Source organism: Pelagicoccus albus (genome assembly GCF_014230145.1).
In the GTDB taxonomy this organism is placed as follows: Bacteria; Verrucomicrobiota; Verrucomicrobiia; order Opitutales; family Opitutaceae; genus Pelagicoccus; species Pelagicoccus albus.
The window spans coordinates 55,557-74,092 of sequence record NZ_JACHVC010000013.1; the positions used below are offsets into that span (position 1 = coordinate 55,557).

Genomic DNA, 18,536 nt, shown 5'->3' on the forward strand with positions numbered 1-18,536 from the left:
AGGTTCACTGGCCCCGAACTCTCCGTATCGTTTTCCAAAGGGCGTCTCCTTCTTCTATATCGATCTTGCGGACAGCCTCGTCCAGCTTCGCTTTTTCCCAGCGTTGCCATCCGTAGAATACGGCAAATCCGCAAACGAGTCCGAATAGCCAGCTCTTGAATTTGCCGCCGCCAGCCTTTTTCGCCTTCGTTTCGCTAAGTAGTTTTTTGCCTTTGGTTTTAGCTGCCTTTTTCTTTGTCGGGCGGGCTTTTGCTGTTGCGGAAGCGTGAGCTGGTGGAGCTTCTTTTGGATACGTTGCTCCGGTTTGAGAACCGCTTCTGTTGGAGAGAATTTCGAGTTCTATCTTCTCGATCGCAGCCTCGAGAGACGAGTAGCTACGCTCGATTTCCTCCTGTGTTGGGAGAGGGCTTCTCTGGGAAAAGCTCTCCTGTAAACGAACTCTCAGGTTTCCATAGACTCGTTTGCGAACGGCAGGTGTGCTTGCCGATTCTTGCGACAGTGCCTTCCGTACCCAGTTTTCAAATTCCTCTCTCATGACTCCTCGCTCACTTTGTCAGTCTGCCAAGCCAACACGACGGAATCCCCAATCAACCCGCGTTGAGGCCGCTTCCTAGGCTGGACTTAGCACTCGCCCTAATTCGGCACCGGAGGTGAAAACGTAAACTTCTTTACAGAATTCAGCGAAAATACGGACGTGCTTAGAGAGGGGATAAACGGGCTCGAGGGTAGTCTCAATCGATGGCGAATTGGCCTAGCGGCAACACTTTGGCTGGCATGAAGACCGCTCGAACATGCAGCATTTCATCGACTGGGCGGAGCATCAGTTTCATTCCGACGAGTGAGGCGAAAGGTCGCCAGTCCATCGGTGTTTTGGATACTCACTTGGCCCTTCGAAGGGGTTGCTTTCGGAGTATCCGTTCTCCACATCGAGAGACTCAGGGCTTTAGTGCTCGGGTGTTAATGGGATACCCTTGTTTGCCGCTTAGTCACTGAAGAGCAGAGGTTTGAGGATTAACGATTTTAATCGATCCGATTAGTAAGTCGTTGCATTCTTCCGGGGAGCTGAGAGCTTGGATAGAGTCATCACTGTTACGGGTGACCCGCGTATCCAAACCCTTATCCCTGCTGATACCCAACTGAAAGGAATCCAATGAAGAACCTATGTATGTCGATAGGCCGGACTGCTGGCTTTGTCGCCGTCACTCTATATCTGTGTAGTCTTTTGCCAGCTCAGATGAGCAATACGAAAGCGGATGACGCCGAGCTGGAGAAACGAATTAAGACCATTGTTTCGAAAACTTCCAAGTCGTCTGCCAAAGCCCAGCTCAAGGAGTTGGCGAATGGAGCTGCGGTTTTGATTCTTTCCAACGGAGTTCAAGTTCCGGCGGTCGACGAAGACGGCAACCGTGCTCGTCTCCTTGGGAATGGTTGGGTCTCGTATAAAACTGGCAAGCTTCTCAAGCCCTCTGATGACGGAACGGTAGCGGTTTTTGAGAAAGCGAAGCTCATTTCCGTATTCGAGGAATTGAGTGAAATTGGCGCGATCGAGCTGTTCCAGAGCGAGCCTGGTTTCGGTTTGGTTAGCCAAGCCAAAGACCTTTTGGACAAAAAGGACACTGCCGGCCCACAGTCGATTGGAACACCTGGAGTCGGTAAGGGGGATGTGGCTGGCGTCGGTGCGATTCCGCCTGCTCAATCAGCCGGTGGTAACGCTAGCAGCGGTATGGGCGCAGCCTCTCCGGGGGTATCGAACTCCGCATCTAGCGGGATCGCAGAAAACCCGTTCAAAAAACCAAAGGACGTCTCCGATATTAAGCCGGACGGAACTGGGGGCGCTGCAGTAGATCCAGGAGGAGTGGTCCCCTCTAAATCGAGTGGAGGCGTTCCGACTTACACCTTGTCGAATGGGCAGCAGGTTCTACGCGAGGGTGAAGGGGGCGCAGGCAAACCTGACGGCGAAGGCGGTGTGGTCTATGAAGACGGCACGCGAGTTAGTGTAGGGCCAGATGGCGACACGGTAGTGACGCGAGCCGATGGGACGCAAAGCAGTCGAGCGGCACCTGAGCAGTCAGGATTTGGAAGTATCGGAGAAGGCACCGATATGGGCGGAATCGAGCTGTCGAAGTCGAGCGATGGTCAGTCCACATACACGCTCTCGAATGGACAACAAGTCGTTCGAAGCGGTCAGGGCGGGGAGGGAAGGCCGGATGGTACTGGAGGCGTTATCTACGAAGATGGCACTACAGTACATGTCGCTCCAGATGGAAGCACGGTGACCACTCGCCCCGATGGCTCGACCACGACCATGAATCCACCTCCAAGCTTTGGTGTTGGATTCAATGGTGGGAGCGCTCCAAAGTTAGGCACGCACGAGAATGCCGATGGTTCAGTAGACGATGTTTACCAGCTTTCAAACGGTCATGAAGTACTTGCCAGAGGTCCCGACGGAACCTTAGGTACCGTGGATGACAAGGGAGGTATCTCGTATCCAGATGGAACTTACGTTTACGTAAATGAAAAAGGGGACACTGTCGGCATTCGGGATGGGGATGAGGTCCTCTTTCGTCCTAGTCAAAGTGGGAGCACCGTTAGCGTTGAAGGTACATCGAAGAAGAACCCGAATGAAGACAGTCAAGGTAGCGGTTCTTCCAGCGGAAGTAGCAGCTCCTCCAGTTCCGACTCCAAGGATGACAAGTCTAAGGATGAGGACAGTGGAAGCTCTTCAAAAGATGACGACGACTCTGGATCTTCTAGCGACGACAGTACTGATGACAGTGGCGACGATGCCGGTGATGACTCGGGAGATAGCGGTGAAGGCGAAACGGATGGAGAGGGTGCCAATGAGCAATCGCTTGGCCCAGGCGGGTACAATCAAGCAGGCGCTAAGAACACTGTGGACGCCTTCGTGGCCCGCAAGACAGGCGAAGGGCGCGAACCTGAGAGCACTCGACCCGGAGGCAAAGGTTCCGGCAGCGGTGGAGCTCCCGGAGTTGTAGGCCAGCCCGGCGCTGGCGGAGAGGGAGAAGGCTCTGTCCCCGATGTCGGCCCGAACAAAGGGGGCGAAAATACCGGACCGGTCTTTATAGATCCTACCGCGCGAGGCCAACGTAACCTAGGTCCCGAAGCCGTGATTGACCCGACCGGTATCAGCGATGAGATACGTGAAGAGCGTAATGAAGCCTTGGATACTCTCGAAGATATCGAAAACGTGACGAATCCCGGCGGTTGATAGCGCGACCTTAGACAGCTCTCGCCTCAGTCCACCTGCGACATCAGGCCCTTTCTTGACTTTGCGGGAATAGGCCTAGGTGGATGAGGCGAGCTAATGGATTGACCAATATCAAATTCAAGGGCCAAGCGACTACGAAATTCAGAAGTACGATTCGGAAATAGACGCTTGTGATCGCAGGTGTAAACCCGACAGCCAACACTGAACCATACAGTGACATGCAAATGACCATCCCGACAACCATCGAAGTACTTATGATAATGACTTTCGCGGGAAGCCGCTGTATTTGATACTTGGAGATCATTCGGAAGGCCAGTGGCTTGGCGACTTTTGAAACCAAAAGTAGATCGATAGTTAAAGCGATAGCAAAGCCCAGCCAGAACTCCTTGAAGAGAATGGATGGAAATTCCTCCGAGTAGCCCTCTGCCAAAAGGATATTGTAGGCGGTCATGCCCAGAACCATGAAAAAGCAGATGACCACCGTGAAAACGGTTCTTTGAAAAGGAGTGCTACCCATATCGAATTACGTGTCTGATTAAACTTCGTTTGCGGTGATAGTCTCGGCCGGTTAATTGTCAATTAAGTTGACGATATGTTTTTGTGTTTGTTTTTTGCGAGAACTGTATGGAACCAAGCAAGGAATCCTTAGCCCTCATCGACCTGATCAGCGAAACGCATGCGAAGATGCGACGAATTGCGGAGGATCGCTGGGTTCAGGAAGGGAACGAAGAGGTAAGCCACAGCGAGATGCACTTGCTCGCCAAAAGCCGTTATCAAAACTTAAGCATCGCCGAAGCTTCGCGTATTCTCGGCATTTCGCGACAAGCGGCTCATAAGACGTCCCTAAAACTGCGCGAGCGAGGCTACCTAGATTTGAAGAATCCCGCTGGCAACCGGCGAGACAAGCACATCGTTCTGACGGCAAAGGGGCGCGGTTTCTGCAAGCGTTACGACCGCATCAAGCGTGCTGTGGAAGATTGCATACGCCAGAGGATCGGAGACGAGAATGTGCAAACGCTTCGCAGCCTACTGGAGGATCTTCATGGCGCCCAGGTCTGATAACCTCGGATAACGAAGGCTTGAGCCTCCATTTCAGAGCTCCTTCGGTGTCTTTTGCTCAGGAACTGGGCAGGTGGTCCTTTAGGATTTCGTAAAGCTTGGGGCGGTCCTTTTGGATTTCCTCTTTCGTGAGGCCTTCCATGGAGTGCGGATACTTCAGCCAAGCACTTGTCTCGTGTATGTAATAATCGGGTACAAGGTCCGTTTGGTTGCGGGCCGGCTTGTAGTAGGGAACCGCGACACGGATATCGTGCGGCATATTCAAGCGGGTCTTGGTTTTGAGCTCGCTTATAATTGCCTCGACCGACCTGCCGCTGTCGAAGACGTCGTCCACGATGAGCAGACTATCCTCATGCTGCACTTTTTTAGCCAGGTAGGTCATGCCGTACACTTTGACTTCACGGTTCTGTTCGTCGATTCCGGAAGAGTAGGAGGAAGTCCGGATCGCTATATTATCCGTCTCGACTCCGTGGTAGCTCAAATACTCCTGAACCGCGATGCCGATCGGTACGCCGCCACGCCAGATAGCGATCATAAAGGTCGGCCGAAAGCCGCTTTGCAGCACCTTGGCCGCCAGCTTCCACGAATCCTCCAAAAGGCCCTCAGCAGTTAGAAAAAGCTTCTCCATGTCTTTTTGAAATCGACGGAGGAGGGAAAAGCCAATGACTTAATTGCCTCCCGCCCAACAAGACCCATGAAAAAGCGATTTTTAGACGAGGAAACTATCATTGAAGACTCCTTCCGACTCGGAGTGCAGATTTTCGAAAGCGGCTTTCGTCCCACCTTTATCGTTGGACTCTGGCGTGGCGGAAGCTCCGTGGGAATTTACGTGCAAGAGTGCCTGCAAGCCCTCGGAGTCGAGACCGATCATTTTTCTGTGCGCACCTCCTACCAAGGTCTGCCCGGTTACCAGGACATGATCGACGCCCCGGAAAACATCCGCGTGCACGGGACCCAGTATTTGCTCGAGAATCTCAATGCCGACGATCGCTTGCTCATCGTCGACGATGTCTGTAGCTCCGGCCACAGTATCCGAGCGGTGCAGATGCGTCTGCAGAACAAACTGAAACGGAACTATCCCGCCGAGACCCAAACGGCAGTGCTCTGGCATCGTCCCCACTTTAAGCGAGCCGACGTGCAGCCTAACTACTTCCTGCACACTACCGACGAATGGCTGGTTTTCCCCTACGAACTCAAAGGCCTTACCCCCGAAGAGATCCGGCTAAACAAGCCAGCCGCCGCTATTTGAGGGAATTGTGAATCTCCCTACCGTGGACAACCGCTTTAGGCAAACAACTGCTCCGCGGATACAGATCTCGGTTTACCCGCTTTTTGCTCTTGATTAGATGACTGCGATGCAGATCTCCCACGCTAGTAACACCTTGCCAAGGATCGCGCGCGTGAACTTTCTAATCCCTCTTGTTCCACGGCGCCCGGCCATAGATATCCCGGACAGAGGAAGGTTGTTATCAGACTTCAGCCTCGACTGGTGCAAGCTGCGCGACAACGAGCGATTTCTCCAGCTCGCCAACGACCCGAAGAATAACGAACCGCTCCTTTGACGCGCAGCGGTTCGGTTTGGATGGTTCCCGGATTGGGGCGGGTTCTAGGTAGGGGAATCTTGCGCTTGCATGCTTAGCTCCTTCCGTTCTCGCGCTTTGGTCCGATTTGCGGCTTGAGCCATTGCAGATTGACCTCTTTATCTCTCCGCTCTTTGGAAAATCCCCTTAGGTTTAATTTTATCAGACAACAGGTCTCAAAACATGCTCTCGATTCTCATTTCTGCTCTCGTCACTGCCGTGATTGCTGGCGCCCTGATCGCCACCAACTCAAGCATTGGGGCGATAGTCACCCTCGGTTTCTTCGGATTTCTCGCCACGTTTTTGCTGATTGGGTTCTTTGTCCGTAAAAAGAGCTCCAAGGTCCAAGACGAGCTTCAAAACCGCATGCAAGCTGCTCAGAGACGCATGCAGCGAAAGGTGCAGCAGTTCCAGAACAAGCCGGGCGGAAACGTGAAACAGATCCAACGCCAGCTCGAGATGGACCAACGGGCCATGTTCAAGGAGGGACTGGAGATCACCAAAGGGCTAGAGCCCTTCCGCAAATGGTCTCCCATGATGGGCCGCCAAATCGCGACCATGCGCCTACAGTTCAACTATCAGCTCAAGGAGTTCGAAACGGTGGACGAGATCCTCGCTGGCTGCGGTTTCCTCAGAGGTCCGATGATGATGGATCCCTTGGCGGTAGGCATGAGAATGGCCCGCTCTTACGCCAATGGCGATATCGAGGGAGCAAAAAAGGTTTACAAGCGTCAGCTCAAGTGGCTCCGCGGCGAACGCGGCACCTTGCTTTACGCGGTGATGTCTTGGATTTACGTAAAGACTGGCGAGCCCGATGAAGCCCGCCGCGTCTTGGCTAAAGCCAAAGACGCCACCGGATCCGAGGTCTTTGTCCGGAACTGGGAACACCTCTCCAACAACCGCGTGAAGAGCTTCTCCAACGCCGGATTTGGCGACCAGTGGTACAGCCTCCAGCTAGAAACTCCGCCACAGCCGAAACAGCAGCGCATGCGCGGCGCCCACGGCCGCAATCCCCGCGGCTTCTAAGATCCGGTAGGAGCGTGCTAGCACGTGATCAGGTAGGGTGCGACCGCCGCGTCGCACCTAACATTGCAGGATCAGGTAGGGTGCGACCGCCGTGTCGCACCTAGTCGATCTCGAGTGCGATGGCGCCGTTTCGCTCTTCGGATTCCACTCGATGGTGGGCTTCCGCGACTTCCTCCATGGGGTAGATCGTATCAACGAGCGAGGTAATGCTTCCGGCTTCGACCAGCGCCTTTAGTTCCGCGAGCTCGGCTGGAGACTCCGCAGCGAAAGCGGTGTAGATCGGATGCTTCGAGTAGAGGCGATTGAAAAGCGACTTCATCAGGACGGAAAACTTCGGGTTTCCGCTGGCGTAGCGTCCGCCGGGAGTGAGCACGCTGAGACACTGCCTAAGTTTGCTGCTTACGACCATGTCAAGCATCGCGTCGTAGCGCGTGCTTTCTTGGGTGAAGTCGGTTTGGGCATAGTCGATGAAATGGTCCGCACCCGCTTGCTCAATGACGCTTCGCTTGCTGGCTTTGTCGACGACGGTCACCTCCGCTCCGCGTGCTTTGGCGATCTGGATGGCAAAGAGACCGATGCTGCCTCCGCCTCCATTTATGAGTAGATGCTCACCCTTGGCCGGATTCAGCTTGTTTATGAAGTGCAGGGCATTTAATCCGCCGAGCGGAATGCTGGCAGCCTCCGCGAAGGAGATGTTGTTGGGATTGGACTCGATCGTGTAGTTGCGAGGCAATGACAGGAATTGGGCATAGGCACCGAAACGCATTCCTGCACAGCCAAAGACGCAGTCTCCCTTTTTGAAACGTGAGTCGGCAGGCTCCTCCGAAACGATTTCCCCCGAGAAATAGCCACCCAGGATCGGGTTCCGTGGAGCTCGGATGCCCAAGGCCAGCCGCAGTGGCAATGAAAACCATTTTACGGCGAATCGGAAAGAACGCATCTCGCAGTCCGCCTTGGTAACCTCAACCGCCCGTACCCGAACGAGCAGGTGCCCCTCCTTCTGAACAGGATCGGGAACCTGTTCGACGGACAGATTCTCCGGAGGACCGTATTTGCGAAGAGTGACAGCTTTCATTTGTTCAGGGAAAGGATTGTGCGGCTCCGACCGCCTAGGCTTGGATCTTTGGCTTTGCATGCTGCTAGCAGGAATTAAACCGTGCTAGATGGTGGCGCTTGCCTTTGGGGGAGTCGGGATAGTTACGGTCGGCGACCTGGCCACGAAAAAGTCCGCTGCTGATACCTGAGAATGTTATTGATTCCAAAGCTCCTTAAACATGTCAGTGCTTGAGTGGAGTGAGGATCGAAAAAACATCTCCGACCTCTGTTAGGGTGCTCCGATGTTTTAGTCCTGTACAGCGTAGGGGCCAACGCGTTTGGTGGATAGAACGAGCCCATCGAAGAGAGCGAAGCTGTCTACGCTTGGGGCCCATTCGGGAGTATTTCCGCCGTGAAATGTGGAGAAGTAGAGGCCGCCGATTTTGCCATGGTCGTTTTCGATATCCCAGAAACGCATGTCTTGGATGCTGAGCCTTTCTTCGCCATTTATCCAAACTTTCAATACGCCATCATCTTGGCCGGGAGTTCCTATGTCGACGTATTGCTCCATGCAGATCCATTGTCCGGATTTGGCGGTGAAGCCGGTTTCGATATCCTGTCCCCATTTATCTTCACCCCATTTCCCGTTTTTGCTCTTTGGCAGATAGGCGTAAACGACGAGTTCGCCGCCTTGCCGCCACATGAAGCGCAAGGTCCAGCCGTTGGTTCCGTCCGGTTGGTTGCCTCCGGATCTACTCCAAGAGTCGGCTCCTCCCATTAGGCCGGGCAGCTTGCCCCCGAGTCGGAAGTCGAAACCTTGCTCGAATTTAACATAGTAGCGGAGGTAGAGGCTTCGATGGTAGGGCTGCTCGATGTTGTCGATATCGTCCAGAACGATGGGGAATTGGGTTCCACTTTGCGAGGGGCCGACAGCGTCTCGGGGGTAGGTGACGCGCAAGGCTTTCCCAGTATCGATAGTTGATTCCGCGAGTGAGAGCGTTTCGCCACGGTTGACCCATTGTAACCCCCAAGCCTTTTCCCATTCCGGGGTATTGAAAGCGTCATCAAATCCTCCGTAGAAAATCACGTCGTCACGCGCTTGTAGTAGCGGCTCAGCGTAATTCACGTCTCCCCCTGCGGCTATGCTGAGCTTTACTAGTAGTAAGAATACGAATACTGATAGGATGGCTCTCATGGGGTTCCTCGGTTTTACGGTGTATCCTGTGCCTTGTAACTGTCTACGTAGGTTACCCATTTCTGCAAAGCAAATGAGCTTTGATAGGGTGGACGCCTGCCAGATCAAATTTGGGCTAGAGCTTATAAGGAGGGCTTAGCCGTGAGTTAGGTGCTCTTTTTCAAAATGTGAGAGGCTCTATCACTCGAATTCTAGGTCAATCTTACCCTTGAATAGAGGGGTGTGACGAATGTCGCTCCCGATCTGTTTCGCTGTAAAGGTGGAGGGGAGGTCTCGTAAATGCGGATTTACGCGGGGCTACGGATGCGGCGATCAGGGCAATGAGAATCGAAAGGGCAGGCGTTTTGAGGTGATTCCTAGGTAGTTGGCTGTATCCCAGTTCAGCAATCTGTGTTCTGCGCATTTATTCCAGTCGATTTTTGGAGCGCTGGATTTTGCAGGGGAAAGTACATGTAGAGCAGCCAATAGTTGGCTGCTCTACTTAAAATTATGAAATAGCTAGATCCGTAAGGTGCCTCCTTCAAAAAGAGGGACATCCAGGTGGAATTGCTCGGGAAAACAAAGCTTCTGTTCTTCAAGTATCCCGATCGCTATCTTTTCACCCATGAGAAGAGATTCTTTATAATCTGAATAGTAGTGTACTCCTGCCCAATCGCGGCCGATCGAGATATTTGCAGCGAGCTTGTTGAGCTCACCTTCAACGGTGAGTGGAACTGCGAGGTTCAAAGCTGTGAGTTTTTCACCTGTACTGTCCGCCTCGTAGGCAGTGGTTCCTAGAGAGTGTCCATGATCGAAAAATGCTTTGAGAACTGTCACGCAAGCACCAGCAACAGTGGCGTGTCCAGCACCGTAGCTAGGATGCATGGGCGAACCTTCGGGGTAAGCCATGGGTAGCAAATAGGATTCGTCTCCGACGCTAGAGTCTCCTTGGTGAGGGCCGACCGGGTTGCGAGCGGCGTTGTGAGCCTTTACGCGGTCGAGTAGATCGGTCTCTTGTAATCTGTCCACGAGAACTGCAATCTCGGGCAGATTGATCTTTCCTGTCATTTGAGCGTGGATACGACCGGCGAGAGCCTCTGGGCGGAGTCGGCGGTGGATATTGAACTTTTGAAAACGAACTGCTTTTAGAGCGCGGGTCGCGACTTCGCAAACGAGACTTAGAATGTGCGGGCTACCGAAGTGCGCAAATCCCTGTTGTTTGTCGTAGCGGTCATCTCGTTGATAGGGGATTCCAGGGTCGAAGGGTACTTCGTTTCCGATCAAGATCAGGCAGGCATTCAGATACGCTTGGTAAAGAGCGTCGTAGTGGACATAGGTGGCGAGGTCTCTGGGAGTAGTAATGAATCTGTAGTCCGGATCGGAAATATAGGTTTCATAACCACGGAAGTCAGCCCCGTTCTGCACATCAAACCAAGATTCCCATGTAGTTAGGTAGTCGATACAGGGCTTGGCGGTTTTGACTTTTTGGGAAACCTTGAGGGCTCCGTAGGAAATTTCGCCAGTCCCGGGGAAGCGGTCTCTTCCGTTCGGCTTTCCGTTGATGCCTTTATTGCCTGCGAGCAGGAATTGGGAGAGATAAGGGCCCTCTAGGTCACCCTTGGTTAATCCGCGAAATAGGCCGATGCCTGTACGTTTGGAGCCGAGGGCAAGTAAGATTTCATCGGCCACCTCAACTGTGACGTGGGAGTCGTTGCAGCTAGGTATGGCTTGTGTACTATCGCCTCCAGGGATGTTGTTTAGATTCGACAGATGCGTATCACGAAGTAGGGCCTGAAGGTAGACTTCGGCCATTTCAATGGTGAGTTCTGGAGATTCGAGCCTGGGTGCTGGAGGCATCGTGACTGATTGGGCGTCTGGACCTTCGAGGTCGAAAAGATGTCCCGCTCCGGCACTCTCCCAAGCTCTGACTTTGGTTGCTTCGTACTTGAAGATACCCTTTGTCGGATCGGCTGGATTCAGCTCATCTCCCTCGCATAGCGGTGGATCGATTACTTCTGGACCGTTCTTGCCGAGGTCGGATTTCCAGATATTTTTAAGATCATCGGCTGTTGTTTCGCAACCGATGAGTGTCCTTGTCGGACAGATAGGCTTTTTTTCAAGCTTGCCTCTAGCGGCTGGTCCCAGCGGAGTCTTCGCAAAGTCCTCGGGATCGCCAGAATCGATACCTTTGACGAAAAGCTCGTAGTCGATAGTGTTTAGAGCGAGTCCGGTTTCGTAGTTGTGTGGAAGTCCTTTGGTGAAGTTAGCGCTATGCGAAGGTTTTCCATCTATTCTACACGTAACTTCTTCGCCGTTTGATGTGTGTGTTGGGAGAGGGCGAGACGCAGCTAAGTCGGTAGCTGCGACGCGCGTTTCATTGGATCGTTGGGCACGTGATTTCATATTTTGGCTGGTTGGTTCAGGTGTTGAGCTCTGCTAGGTCCAGAGGTCGAACTGTGTGCCCAGTTAAACGTGACCGATTACGGTTTCTTACAAATTTTCGTATTTCTATATTTAAGGGGTTTGAGAAATAGGATGTTTTTTGAATTTTAGATATGAATTAAAAAACTGATTTCATTGTAAGGTTCCTGCACTCGGAGCGTTATCTACTGTGAATGAAATTGCCTGAAAATATCATGAATATACGAATCCAATTGTTAAATCGATCCTCTGCTTTTGATTTTATGCTAATCGCGAAAGGATTTTTAGTTAGCGTTCTCCTTCCTGTTTGGATGATCGCTCATCCGATAAAGTCTCATCCAACGGACCCGATGCAAACTGGAGACTCTACCGACCATATTGATCATCAAGTGTTTGAGTGTGTAGAAGCCAGTACGATAGCGACTTTTAGGAAGGGGAGCGATTTTGTTGAATGTATTTCGGTTCCTTTGGCTGATCCATCAGGAATGAAATACGTGATCGATATTACAACGAATATTGAGAAACCAATAAGTTTGTACACTCTGGGAGTGCAGGGAAGGAACTTTGAAGTCGAGTTAGAGCAACCCGCTGGAAATTGTACGGTAAAACTGTATTACGCGATCGGAAAAAGTGAGTATGATGAATACGTCCTTACTGATCAGGCAGAATGGGAAAAATTTCTGTGCGAGAAGAATGGAAAACTCGACAACTGCCATCCAGGAAACTCTCCAGTGGGACCAAACCCTCCCGATGAAAAATTCATTTCCTTTATAGAAGTATCTTTGCCTTCGTCTGGCGGAGATGCGAAATTTAGTATGGTTGCAAAGTCATTCAGGAAGATTCATCGGAGATGCGGCGATCTTGGACTTGGGGGTTGCGGGGAGGCGGAATTTTCGGTTTCCAGTATAAAGACGAATCACGACGTCACCCCTCCGCAGCCCCTGTCTGGTGGGCAAAATTAAGATAGAAGCTAAAATCTCAATAATCCGCCTTAATTACCCTAACCGGACCCGACTTGCCTAGTATGGCGAGTCGGGTTACGTCTTTATTGAGGGCGATAGTATGGACGGGGAGCGAATCGGTTACGGGTAACGCTGCCAAGTAGGCTAATTGATCGAGGGACAAGACATGTATTAGTCCCTCACGACCGCCAACTAACAGTCGATTTTCTAATGGGGAAATCACAAGACATTCTGGGGAAGGAGACCCCGTGCTTTGTTCGGCGAGGAGATCGCCCGTTTGGGCATCGCGATGCTGGACTTGCCCATTGCTTAGCAAGATATACAAGGTATCATCTACAGCATTATATACTATTTCGGGCGACAGTGCACCAAGGTCGATGGCCCAACGTTGGCTGTTCAAGTTCAAGTCCCAAAGTGAAAGTGTGCGAAACGAGTCAACTGCCCAAACGAAGGAGCCGCTATCCTCGGTTTCGATTGAGACAATCGAACTCCAATCGAATGGTAAGTTGAGTTTAGTCACTTGGTTACCCTTGATCCGATAGAGGGATCCTTTACTTGATATCGCGAAATCAGCACGATTATTGGGGCTACTAAAAACTCGAAGAAAGGCTCCTTCCTGGATTATGGACCCCTCTCCTGACTTCGTATCCTCGAGAAGGACTATGCCATCTGAGCTGAGGGCGATTTCGGTACCATCTGCTTTTTCCAAGAAATCAAAAACGCCTGGTTTGGTCGTCTCGAGTGCGAGCGTATCAGAATTCAGGATGGCGCATTCTTTCTCACCCGAGCGCACTGCGATACGACCATCATGGGTAAATGCGAGGAGTTCATATTTGCCGTGAGCATTCCATGCCTGAAATCTGGCTTGTTTTTGTTCGATGTTATTCAGGGGCCAAATTCGTATTTCGCCATCCTCACTGCCGGTGATGAACACGGTCCCCGTTGAAGTAACACTCGTGATATCGGAGGCGTGGCCTGCAAGGATGGTGTTCTTGTCGGAATGACGAAAGGTTGCTTTCTCGGCGTGAACTATTATCTCGGCTCCGTCAGGTAAGATCACTCGATGACTTGTCAACGCAGGGAAAGGAGACGACTTGTCGGGTTCAAATTGCTTTTCGTTGGATTTGCGGAGCAAAGTACCTTCCTCGGCTAGGCAAATCCATGGGCCCGTCTCGTCGAAACCGACAGAGTGCGGCCTATCGGGCAGGTATTGACTCGAAGCCGAGAACTTGGAGTCGGCATGTGTCACCAGAAATTTGGGTGTCGCCTCAACTAGGGACACCCAAGCTATGATAGTTTCTCCTTTCGTAGATACGGCGGAACGAAAGAGCTGCCATTGGGCGGTGTCTTGGTTGGGAAGCGCTAAGTTGAGAATTTGTGGTCGGTGCTTTGGGCGAATGCGAACGAGCTTGTTTGATTGACCGTCTATAAGGCCGAAACATGTTTCTGAATGGTCGATGCCTAGCGGGCGGAAGCGGCCTTCATCATCGCAAATTATTGAGATTATCGGCTCAGCCTCAATACTCCAAAGGGTAGCTCTGCCGCTAAGGTTTGCTCCAAACATATGACTACCACTCGGAGTGATTCCACCAAGTTCGCTTACCCCTGAAATGGTAGCAATCTGTTCCAACGTCTCTGTGCTGTATACATTTACGTCAGTACTGTAGTCATGGACGGCGAAGAGCTGTCCATCGGATGTCGAATCCAATTTCATGATACGAGGACCTTTCGGACGGAAAAGCGTCGAACCAGTGCCTTGTGCTAGCATGTTGAGTGCCCTCCATTCGAAGCCATCGGAGGATGCTTTTCGTAGCTCTTTACCGAGTCTGAGTCGATTTCGGGCGAAACCGAGGTCTCCTTGGGCAATGGATGATCTGGCCTGTGTTAGGGCGGCGGCATACTGGAGAAGTTTCTCGGATGCGTTCGCCCGCCGTCTTTCAAGAAATGCTCCGCTGACGGCGATCGTGGCGACAACAGCCAAAAGCGTAATCCATTTGGCCGCTGTCTTTAGACTCTTCTCTGCGAAGTTCAGCCGTCTCAGGGATTTGCCTGCTTGGATTAAGTGCAAGGCGTCTAGCAAGTCGGCTGCGTCGGCGTAACGTTTCTCCATTCTTGGGTCGCATGTCTTCAGTAGGACTTCGTTGAATTCGAGGAGTAGGGATTGTTCCGGATGACTCGAGAGTTTATCCGGCAGCATCGGGAAGCGTTTTCGATCCAGACCGGTCGCTATTTCGTAGAGTACTTTCCCCAACGCAAACAGATCCGCTTGTGGAGAGCCTGGTCCTTCGGGAGCTAGGTATCCTTCCGTTCCGACTATACTCAACTCTTGGCTGGACTGAGCCACGAGTCCGATATCCGCAAGTTTAGGTATTCCATTTACGTATACAATATTCGATGGCTTGATGTCGCGGTGGACAAGTCCGTAGCGGTGCAGTGATTTTAAAGCTGTTGCCAGTTGAATACCAATTCGCAGACAATCGTTTATAGCCAACGTCTGCTTTTTTTCGCTATGTTCTCGGAGGGTTAGTGGCTTGTAGTTTTCCGGTTCGATCTCCTGGCGCTTGACGATATCATCTGCCAGCTCCATTACATAGTAAAAATAGCTGCCATCATTACTTTTGCCGATATGTAGGACTGCGAGCTGGCTCGTTTCGATGAGCGAAATTCTAGCGAACTTTTCTAGTCCACGCATTTCTCTCTCGAATGGAACCGAGTCAGGGAAACGGCTTTTGTAGACGACTTTTACAGCACGAAAAAGTCCAGTAACTCCACGAGCTAGATATACATCGCCATAGCTACCGCTTCCGATTTTTCGAAGCAGAATATAGTCGGGAATCTCAGGACTATCGCCGAGGGGGTGAGGCATTGCCTTTCAAGAGCAAATGTCGAACCACTTGGGTAGCGACGAGGCAATTATTGCGCTAAATTAAGTGAGTTCCCTATCAAGTGTTTTTAACTCTCCCTGCAGCTGAGATTTGAGGCGATGGTTTATTACGTAAGCTGAAGTTCTTGTTATTTTCAGCTCAGTTGCGATTCGCTTAAGCGGCCATTCCTCGCGGTGATGCAGAATAAAAACTTGAAAGTGTTTAGGGTTCGTTCGCTGTGCCAAACGTTTGACGGCGGTTTCGTATAGCTCCTGCTGCCATTCTGCTTCAAGGCGAGCTTCCTCGGATGCCGTAGGAGCGGGTATCGAATCAAGTGGGTCTTCTCGTTCCTCGTCTTTGTAAGTATTATGAGGGCTAGAGGGTTTTGATCTTTCACGTTGCTTATCGGTCACCCTCCATCGAGCTAGATTCCCCAGCCAACGACGGAATGAGCCCGGGCGCGGTTGAGGAGTGAACTTTCCTATGTTCTTAGCAACGGCGTGAAAAACCTCCTGGGTTACTTCCTCTGATTCGTGATGGCTCAAGCCAGAGCCGCGAGCGTGTCTGTATACAAAATTATAATACAGATCGTAGAATTCGCGCCAAGTCTCACCATCTTTCCAGTCTCTTAGCCGGAAGAGTAGAGTCGCTCGAGTCCTTAGAGTATCGTGCGATCTGTTGTTTTCAAATTCGTTTTCCACGATTAGATAACGATATCATTTGATGATTCTTACGATTTAATACGGAAAATTGCATCTTTCCGCAAGCGGTTCGATCAAAAAGGAAGAAAGGCTGTAAGGTACCGCAATAGTTGACGTTTTGGCTAGGGAAAGGACCGAGTCCAGACTGAAGAGTTAGGGCGACGGTAAACAGAATCCAACCGCCAAAAACGAACCAACTAAAATGAAATCGAACTCTATTATTGCTGGAATCCTTATGTTTACATGTGCCGCGGGGGTTTATCCCGCCGGTGCTGCGCCAATGACTGACAAGCAAATCAGGGACGAAATTCGTACGAGAATTTTTGATGACCAGTCCAAATCCGTAAGAATTAAGATAGGTCAGCAAAGCTCTCCTGGCGCTCAAGAAGCCGTTGTCGCTGAAGGCGGACAAAAACAAAAAAACACTCCCGAAAACTCAGGTGATGCAGATGCTGTAGACAAAGCCGTAGCGGAAGCCGCTGCCGATGTCGCTGAGGAGACGGAGATGATGAAAGAAGTTAAGAAGGGGATCTTCGAAGAATACGAGCTAGGAGGTCTCGGGTTTAAGCCTGCGATCGGAGCGGTTTTTATGGGCGGCGATGCCGCGATTGATACCGCCGTCCGCGACTCTGCGGGAGTCCTTAGAGTGACGCGGGAAAGCGACGTCAGGCTCGCACCCATGTTTGTGGCTCATTACCTTTTTGGTGAATTACCCTTTGGCCGAAAGGAAGTTAGCACGGATGGGGGGATGGTTGATGTCACCACCAAAGGTAAAGTCGAGAACGCAATAAAGGAGCGCACGCAGGTCACTGTACTCAATGGACTGCTAAAAGATGCCGGCAAGCCGACTATGCCAGCCTACTCAAACAAGGTGATCAACGATTTTGCTTGGGGCCCGACTGTGGGACTGGAGCTGAAGGATGACGGAATACGATCAATGGGGTTGGGCGTTACCTTTGCTGCCAGAAAGTTCGATATCCAAAAGGATGGAACGCCTAAACCTCGAGCTGCTGCATTTAATATAACCGCAATGGCTATTATTGAGCAAAGCGTGAAGGGATTGGCCGACGGTTTCACCGAGGGTATGGCGATTGCAGAAGGGGAAGTCATCCGTTACCAAGATCGCTCAGAAAAAGGCTTAGCTCTAATCTTTTCTGCGGGTTTTTAGCTTAAGCGGTTTCGAAAATTGTACTTCACCGAATTCCGGCGGGTGCGACTTTCAGGTCGTGCCTGACTGGTTTTCCAGGACCAGCCCAAACGCCTCAAGCCTTCAGGTTTTTCGGGGAAATCCGCCAACCGGAGAGGAGGAAGGCGAGGAAGGCGAGGGAGGCGAGGTTAAGTAATGAAGGTGTTTTCATGAAGCACGTAGGAAGGCGACAGGTCCATCACCACGGGCATCACCCCGTAGGCCAGCGTTCCAAGCGTCATCAAGATCTTCCCCAGCATGAACGGCAGTCTCTCGGACTAGGTTTCGGGGAAGAATTGGATCGTTGGATACAGTTGAGATTCTGGATACTGCTTCAATTCTTCCTTATAGATGGTCTCGGCTTCCTCTAGGCTAGTCGAACGCTGCAGAGCGAGTATGCCTTTGGAGTTGGATGTCGCTACGGTTTGGGGATCGAAAAACATCATGACGGAAGCGAGTGGGGTTACTTTTACCGCAGTTCCCCATGGTCCATGGGTCCAAACGTTTGTCCAGCCTAGTTCGCCGCAGGCAGCTCGCCAGGAGATGGGTTCGACGGGATCTTCGTAAATCGAGCAAGCCTCTTTCATGGCGAGCACATCGCTTTGGGTAATGCCGTGGGCCCCAAGGTAGCCACCCGCTTTCATTACGCGAGATACCCGCACATCGAGTTCGTCCAGCGGCATTTCTCCGTCGCCGCCGTATCCAGAAACTCCATATAAGACAGGTACCTCCTGTTCGATGAGAGCTCCCATGCTCATGAAGTCGACCAAGGAGGTTTTGGCAGGCATGGCGTTTTCTCCGTCGAAAAAGGTATCCGAACCAATGTCGACGCCCACGATGAGATCTAGTTGCTCGGCTTCCACCAGCGCTTTTAGCGAGTTGGCGAGTCCTTGAGTGCCCCCCATCAGGCTGGCGATTACGACCGAGTCGGCGGGTAGGGTGTCGCTAAGATGAGCTTCGCAGGGAATCCGGTTTCCGAGGGCTGATTCCTTGCAGACTTCGACGATTCCCGGTACGAGCGTCTTAGCCGGGCTGAGCTCGTGGACGTCGTAAAGCGTCGGGCCCATAACGGCGGTGCCCCAGGTTTCGGACAAGGGATTTCCGTCTGGCGTCCACCATTGGCAGGCCACTCCGCCCACGATGACTTTTTCTAGGCCGAGGGCTTTCAAGAGATTGGCAATGGGGATTGCCTGAATGATATCTCCTCCACCTCCTATTCCGAAGATGAGAGCTCTTTTTGATTTGAGGGCGATTTCAATTAGCGATGCCTTTGGCTTTTGATCCATGGCGGCTGCCAAG

The 18,536-nt window shown here is 51.8% G+C and carries 16 protein-coding genes; 6 read left to right on the plus strand and 10 right to left on the minus strand.

Annotated elements, in window-relative coordinates; all coding sequences use genetic code 11:
* Nucleotides 1-4 precede the first annotated feature (4 nt).
* A complete protein-coding gene (locus tag H5P27_RS15575; protein WP_185661359.1) occupies nucleotides 5-535 on the minus strand; it encodes a hypothetical protein in 531 nt (176 codons plus the stop codon).
* Nucleotides 536-731: 196 nt separating this feature from the next.
* A complete protein-coding gene (locus H5P27_RS19985; protein ID WP_281384358.1) occupies nucleotides 732-863 on the minus strand; it encodes a hypothetical protein in 132 nt (43 codons plus the stop codon).
* A gap of 371 nt (nucleotides 864-1,234) precedes the next feature.
* Between H5P27_RS19985 and H5P27_RS15580 the strand changes: the two genes are divergently transcribed.
* A complete protein-coding gene (locus tag H5P27_RS15580) occupies nucleotides 1,235-3,229 on the plus strand; it encodes a T-complex 10 C-terminal domain-containing protein (RefSeq protein ID WP_185661360.1) in 1,995 nt (664 codons plus the stop codon).
* A gap of 43 nt (nucleotides 3,230-3,272) precedes the next feature.
* Here H5P27_RS15580 and H5P27_RS15585 read toward each other — a convergent pair whose 3' ends face one another.
* Entirely contained in the window at nucleotides 3,273-3,746 is a 474-nt protein-coding gene (locus tag H5P27_RS15585) for a DUF2798 domain-containing protein (protein ID WP_185661361.1), read from the minus strand.
* 107 nt (nucleotides 3,747-3,853) lie between these two features.
* Between H5P27_RS15585 and H5P27_RS15590 the strand changes: the two genes are divergently transcribed.
* Nucleotides 3,854-4,288: a MarR family winged helix-turn-helix transcriptional regulator gene (locus tag H5P27_RS15590; protein WP_185661362.1), complete on the plus strand. Its 435-nt coding sequence runs from the start codon at nucleotides 3,854-3,856 to the stop codon at nucleotides 4,286-4,288.
* Nucleotides 4,289-4,346: 58 nt separating this feature from the next.
* Here the strand turns inward: H5P27_RS15590 and H5P27_RS15595 are convergent, their stop codons facing one another.
* A complete protein-coding gene (locus H5P27_RS15595; protein WP_185661363.1) occupies nucleotides 4,347-4,916 on the minus strand; it encodes a phosphoribosyltransferase in 570 nt (189 codons plus the stop codon).
* A gap of 66 nt (nucleotides 4,917-4,982) precedes the next feature.
* Between H5P27_RS15595 and H5P27_RS15600 the strand changes: the two genes are divergently transcribed.
* On the plus strand, nucleotides 4,983-5,537 hold the full coding sequence (locus H5P27_RS15600) for a phosphoribosyltransferase (RefSeq protein ID WP_185661364.1): 555 nt from the start codon (nucleotides 4,983-4,985) through the stop codon (nucleotides 5,535-5,537).
* Between the two features lie 514 nt (nucleotides 5,538-6,051).
* Complete coding sequence (locus H5P27_RS15605; RefSeq protein WP_185661365.1) at nucleotides 6,052-6,894, plus strand: hypothetical protein; 843 nt, start codon at nucleotides 6,052-6,054, stop codon at nucleotides 6,892-6,894.
* A gap of 100 nt (nucleotides 6,895-6,994) precedes the next feature.
* On the opposite strand, the gene H5P27_RS15610 is transcribed toward H5P27_RS15605, so the two are convergent.
* From H5P27_RS15610 to H5P27_RS15620, 3 genes are all read right to left on the minus strand, one after another.
* A complete protein-coding gene (locus H5P27_RS15610; RefSeq protein ID WP_185661366.1) occupies nucleotides 6,995-7,969 on the minus strand; it encodes an NAD(P)-dependent alcohol dehydrogenase in 975 nt (324 codons plus the stop codon).
* Between the two features lie 267 nt (nucleotides 7,970-8,236).
* Nucleotides 8,237-9,124: a polysaccharide lyase gene (locus H5P27_RS15615; RefSeq protein WP_185661367.1), complete on the minus strand. Its 888-nt coding sequence runs from the start codon at nucleotides 9,122-9,124 to the stop codon at nucleotides 8,237-8,239.
* Nucleotides 9,125-9,622: 498 nt separating this feature from the next.
* Nucleotides 9,623-11,506: a vanadium-dependent haloperoxidase gene (locus H5P27_RS15620; protein WP_185661368.1), complete on the minus strand. Its 1,884-nt coding sequence runs from the start codon at nucleotides 11,504-11,506 to the stop codon at nucleotides 9,623-9,625.
* Between the two features lie 212 nt (nucleotides 11,507-11,718).
* Here H5P27_RS15620 and H5P27_RS15625 point away from each other — a divergent pair, with 212 nt between their 5' ends.
* Complete coding sequence (locus H5P27_RS15625; RefSeq protein WP_221774745.1) at nucleotides 11,719-12,486, plus strand: hypothetical protein; 768 nt, start codon at nucleotides 11,719-11,721, stop codon at nucleotides 12,484-12,486.
* Between the two features lie 16 nt (nucleotides 12,487-12,502).
* Here H5P27_RS15625 and H5P27_RS15630 read toward each other — a convergent pair whose 3' ends face one another.
* Together H5P27_RS15630 and H5P27_RS20250 are read right to left on the minus strand one after the other, a co-directional pair.
* A complete protein-coding gene (locus H5P27_RS15630; protein ID WP_185661370.1) occupies nucleotides 12,503-15,352 on the minus strand; it encodes a protein kinase family protein in 2,850 nt (949 codons plus the stop codon).
* Nucleotides 15,353-15,412: 60 nt separating this feature from the next.
* Nucleotides 15,413-16,051: an RNA polymerase sigma factor gene (locus H5P27_RS20250; protein ID WP_185661371.1), complete on the minus strand. Its 639-nt coding sequence runs from the start codon at nucleotides 16,049-16,051 to the stop codon at nucleotides 15,413-15,415.
* 202 nt (nucleotides 16,052-16,253) lie between these two features.
* Between H5P27_RS20250 and H5P27_RS15640 the strand changes: the two genes are divergently transcribed.
* On the plus strand, nucleotides 16,254-17,219 hold the full coding sequence (locus tag H5P27_RS15640; protein WP_221774746.1) for a hypothetical protein: 966 nt from the start codon (nucleotides 16,254-16,256) through the stop codon (nucleotides 17,217-17,219).
* Between the two features lie 296 nt (nucleotides 17,220-17,515).
* Here H5P27_RS15640 and H5P27_RS15645 read toward each other — a convergent pair whose 3' ends face one another.
* Nucleotides 17,516-18,523 carry a DUF1152 domain-containing protein gene (locus H5P27_RS15645; RefSeq protein WP_185661373.1) on the minus strand — a complete coding sequence of 336 codons (1,008 nt, stop codon included), beginning with the start codon at nucleotides 18,521-18,523 and terminating at the stop codon, nucleotides 17,516-17,518.
* Nucleotides 18,524-18,536: the final 13 nt, after the last annotated feature.

Coding starts and splice junctions, on each gene's coding strand:
- H5P27_RS15640 (WP_221774746.1), top strand. CDS start 16,254: ATGAAATCGAACTCTATTATTGCTGGAATCCTTATGTTTACATGTGCC.
- H5P27_RS15580 (WP_185661360.1), top strand. CDS start 1,235: ATGAGCAATACGAAAGCGGATGACGCCGAGCTGGAGAAACGAATTAAG.
- H5P27_RS15595 (WP_185661363.1), bottom strand. CDS start 4,916: ATGGAGAAGCTTTTTCTAACTGCTGAGGGCCTTTTGGAGGATTCGTGG.
- H5P27_RS19985 (WP_281384358.1), bottom strand. CDS start 863: ATGGACTGGCGACCTTTCGCCTCACTCGTCGGAATGAAACTGATGCTC.
- H5P27_RS15625 (WP_221774745.1), top strand. CDS start 11,719: ATGAAATTGCCTGAAAATATCATGAATATACGAATCCAATTGTTAAAT.
- H5P27_RS15645 (WP_185661373.1), bottom strand. CDS start 18,523: ATGGATCAAAAGCCAAAGGCATCGCTAATTGAAATCGCCCTCAAATCA.
- H5P27_RS15630 (WP_185661370.1), bottom strand. CDS start 15,352: ATGCCTCACCCCCTCGGCGATAGTCCTGAGATTCCCGACTATATTCTG.
- H5P27_RS15620 (WP_185661368.1), bottom strand. CDS start 11,506: ATGAAATCACGTGCCCAACGATCCAATGAAACGCGCGTCGCAGCTACC.
- H5P27_RS15605 (WP_185661365.1), top strand. CDS start 6,052: ATGCTCTCGATTCTCATTTCTGCTCTCGTCACTGCCGTGATTGCTGGC.
- H5P27_RS15610 (WP_185661366.1), bottom strand. CDS start 7,969: ATGAAAGCTGTCACTCTTCGCAAATACGGTCCTCCGGAGAATCTGTCC.
- H5P27_RS15575 (WP_185661359.1), bottom strand. CDS start 535: ATGAGAGAGGAATTTGAAAACTGGGTACGGAAGGCACTGTCGCAAGAA.
- H5P27_RS15615 (WP_185661367.1), bottom strand. CDS start 9,124: ATGAGAGCCATCCTATCAGTATTCGTATTCTTACTACTAGTAAAGCTC.
- H5P27_RS15585 (WP_185661361.1), bottom strand. CDS start 3,746: ATGGGTAGCACTCCTTTTCAAAGAACCGTTTTCACGGTGGTCATCTGC.
- H5P27_RS15590 (WP_185661362.1), top strand. CDS start 3,854: ATGGAACCAAGCAAGGAATCCTTAGCCCTCATCGACCTGATCAGCGAA.
- H5P27_RS15600 (WP_185661364.1), top strand. CDS start 4,983: ATGAAAAAGCGATTTTTAGACGAGGAAACTATCATTGAAGACTCCTTC.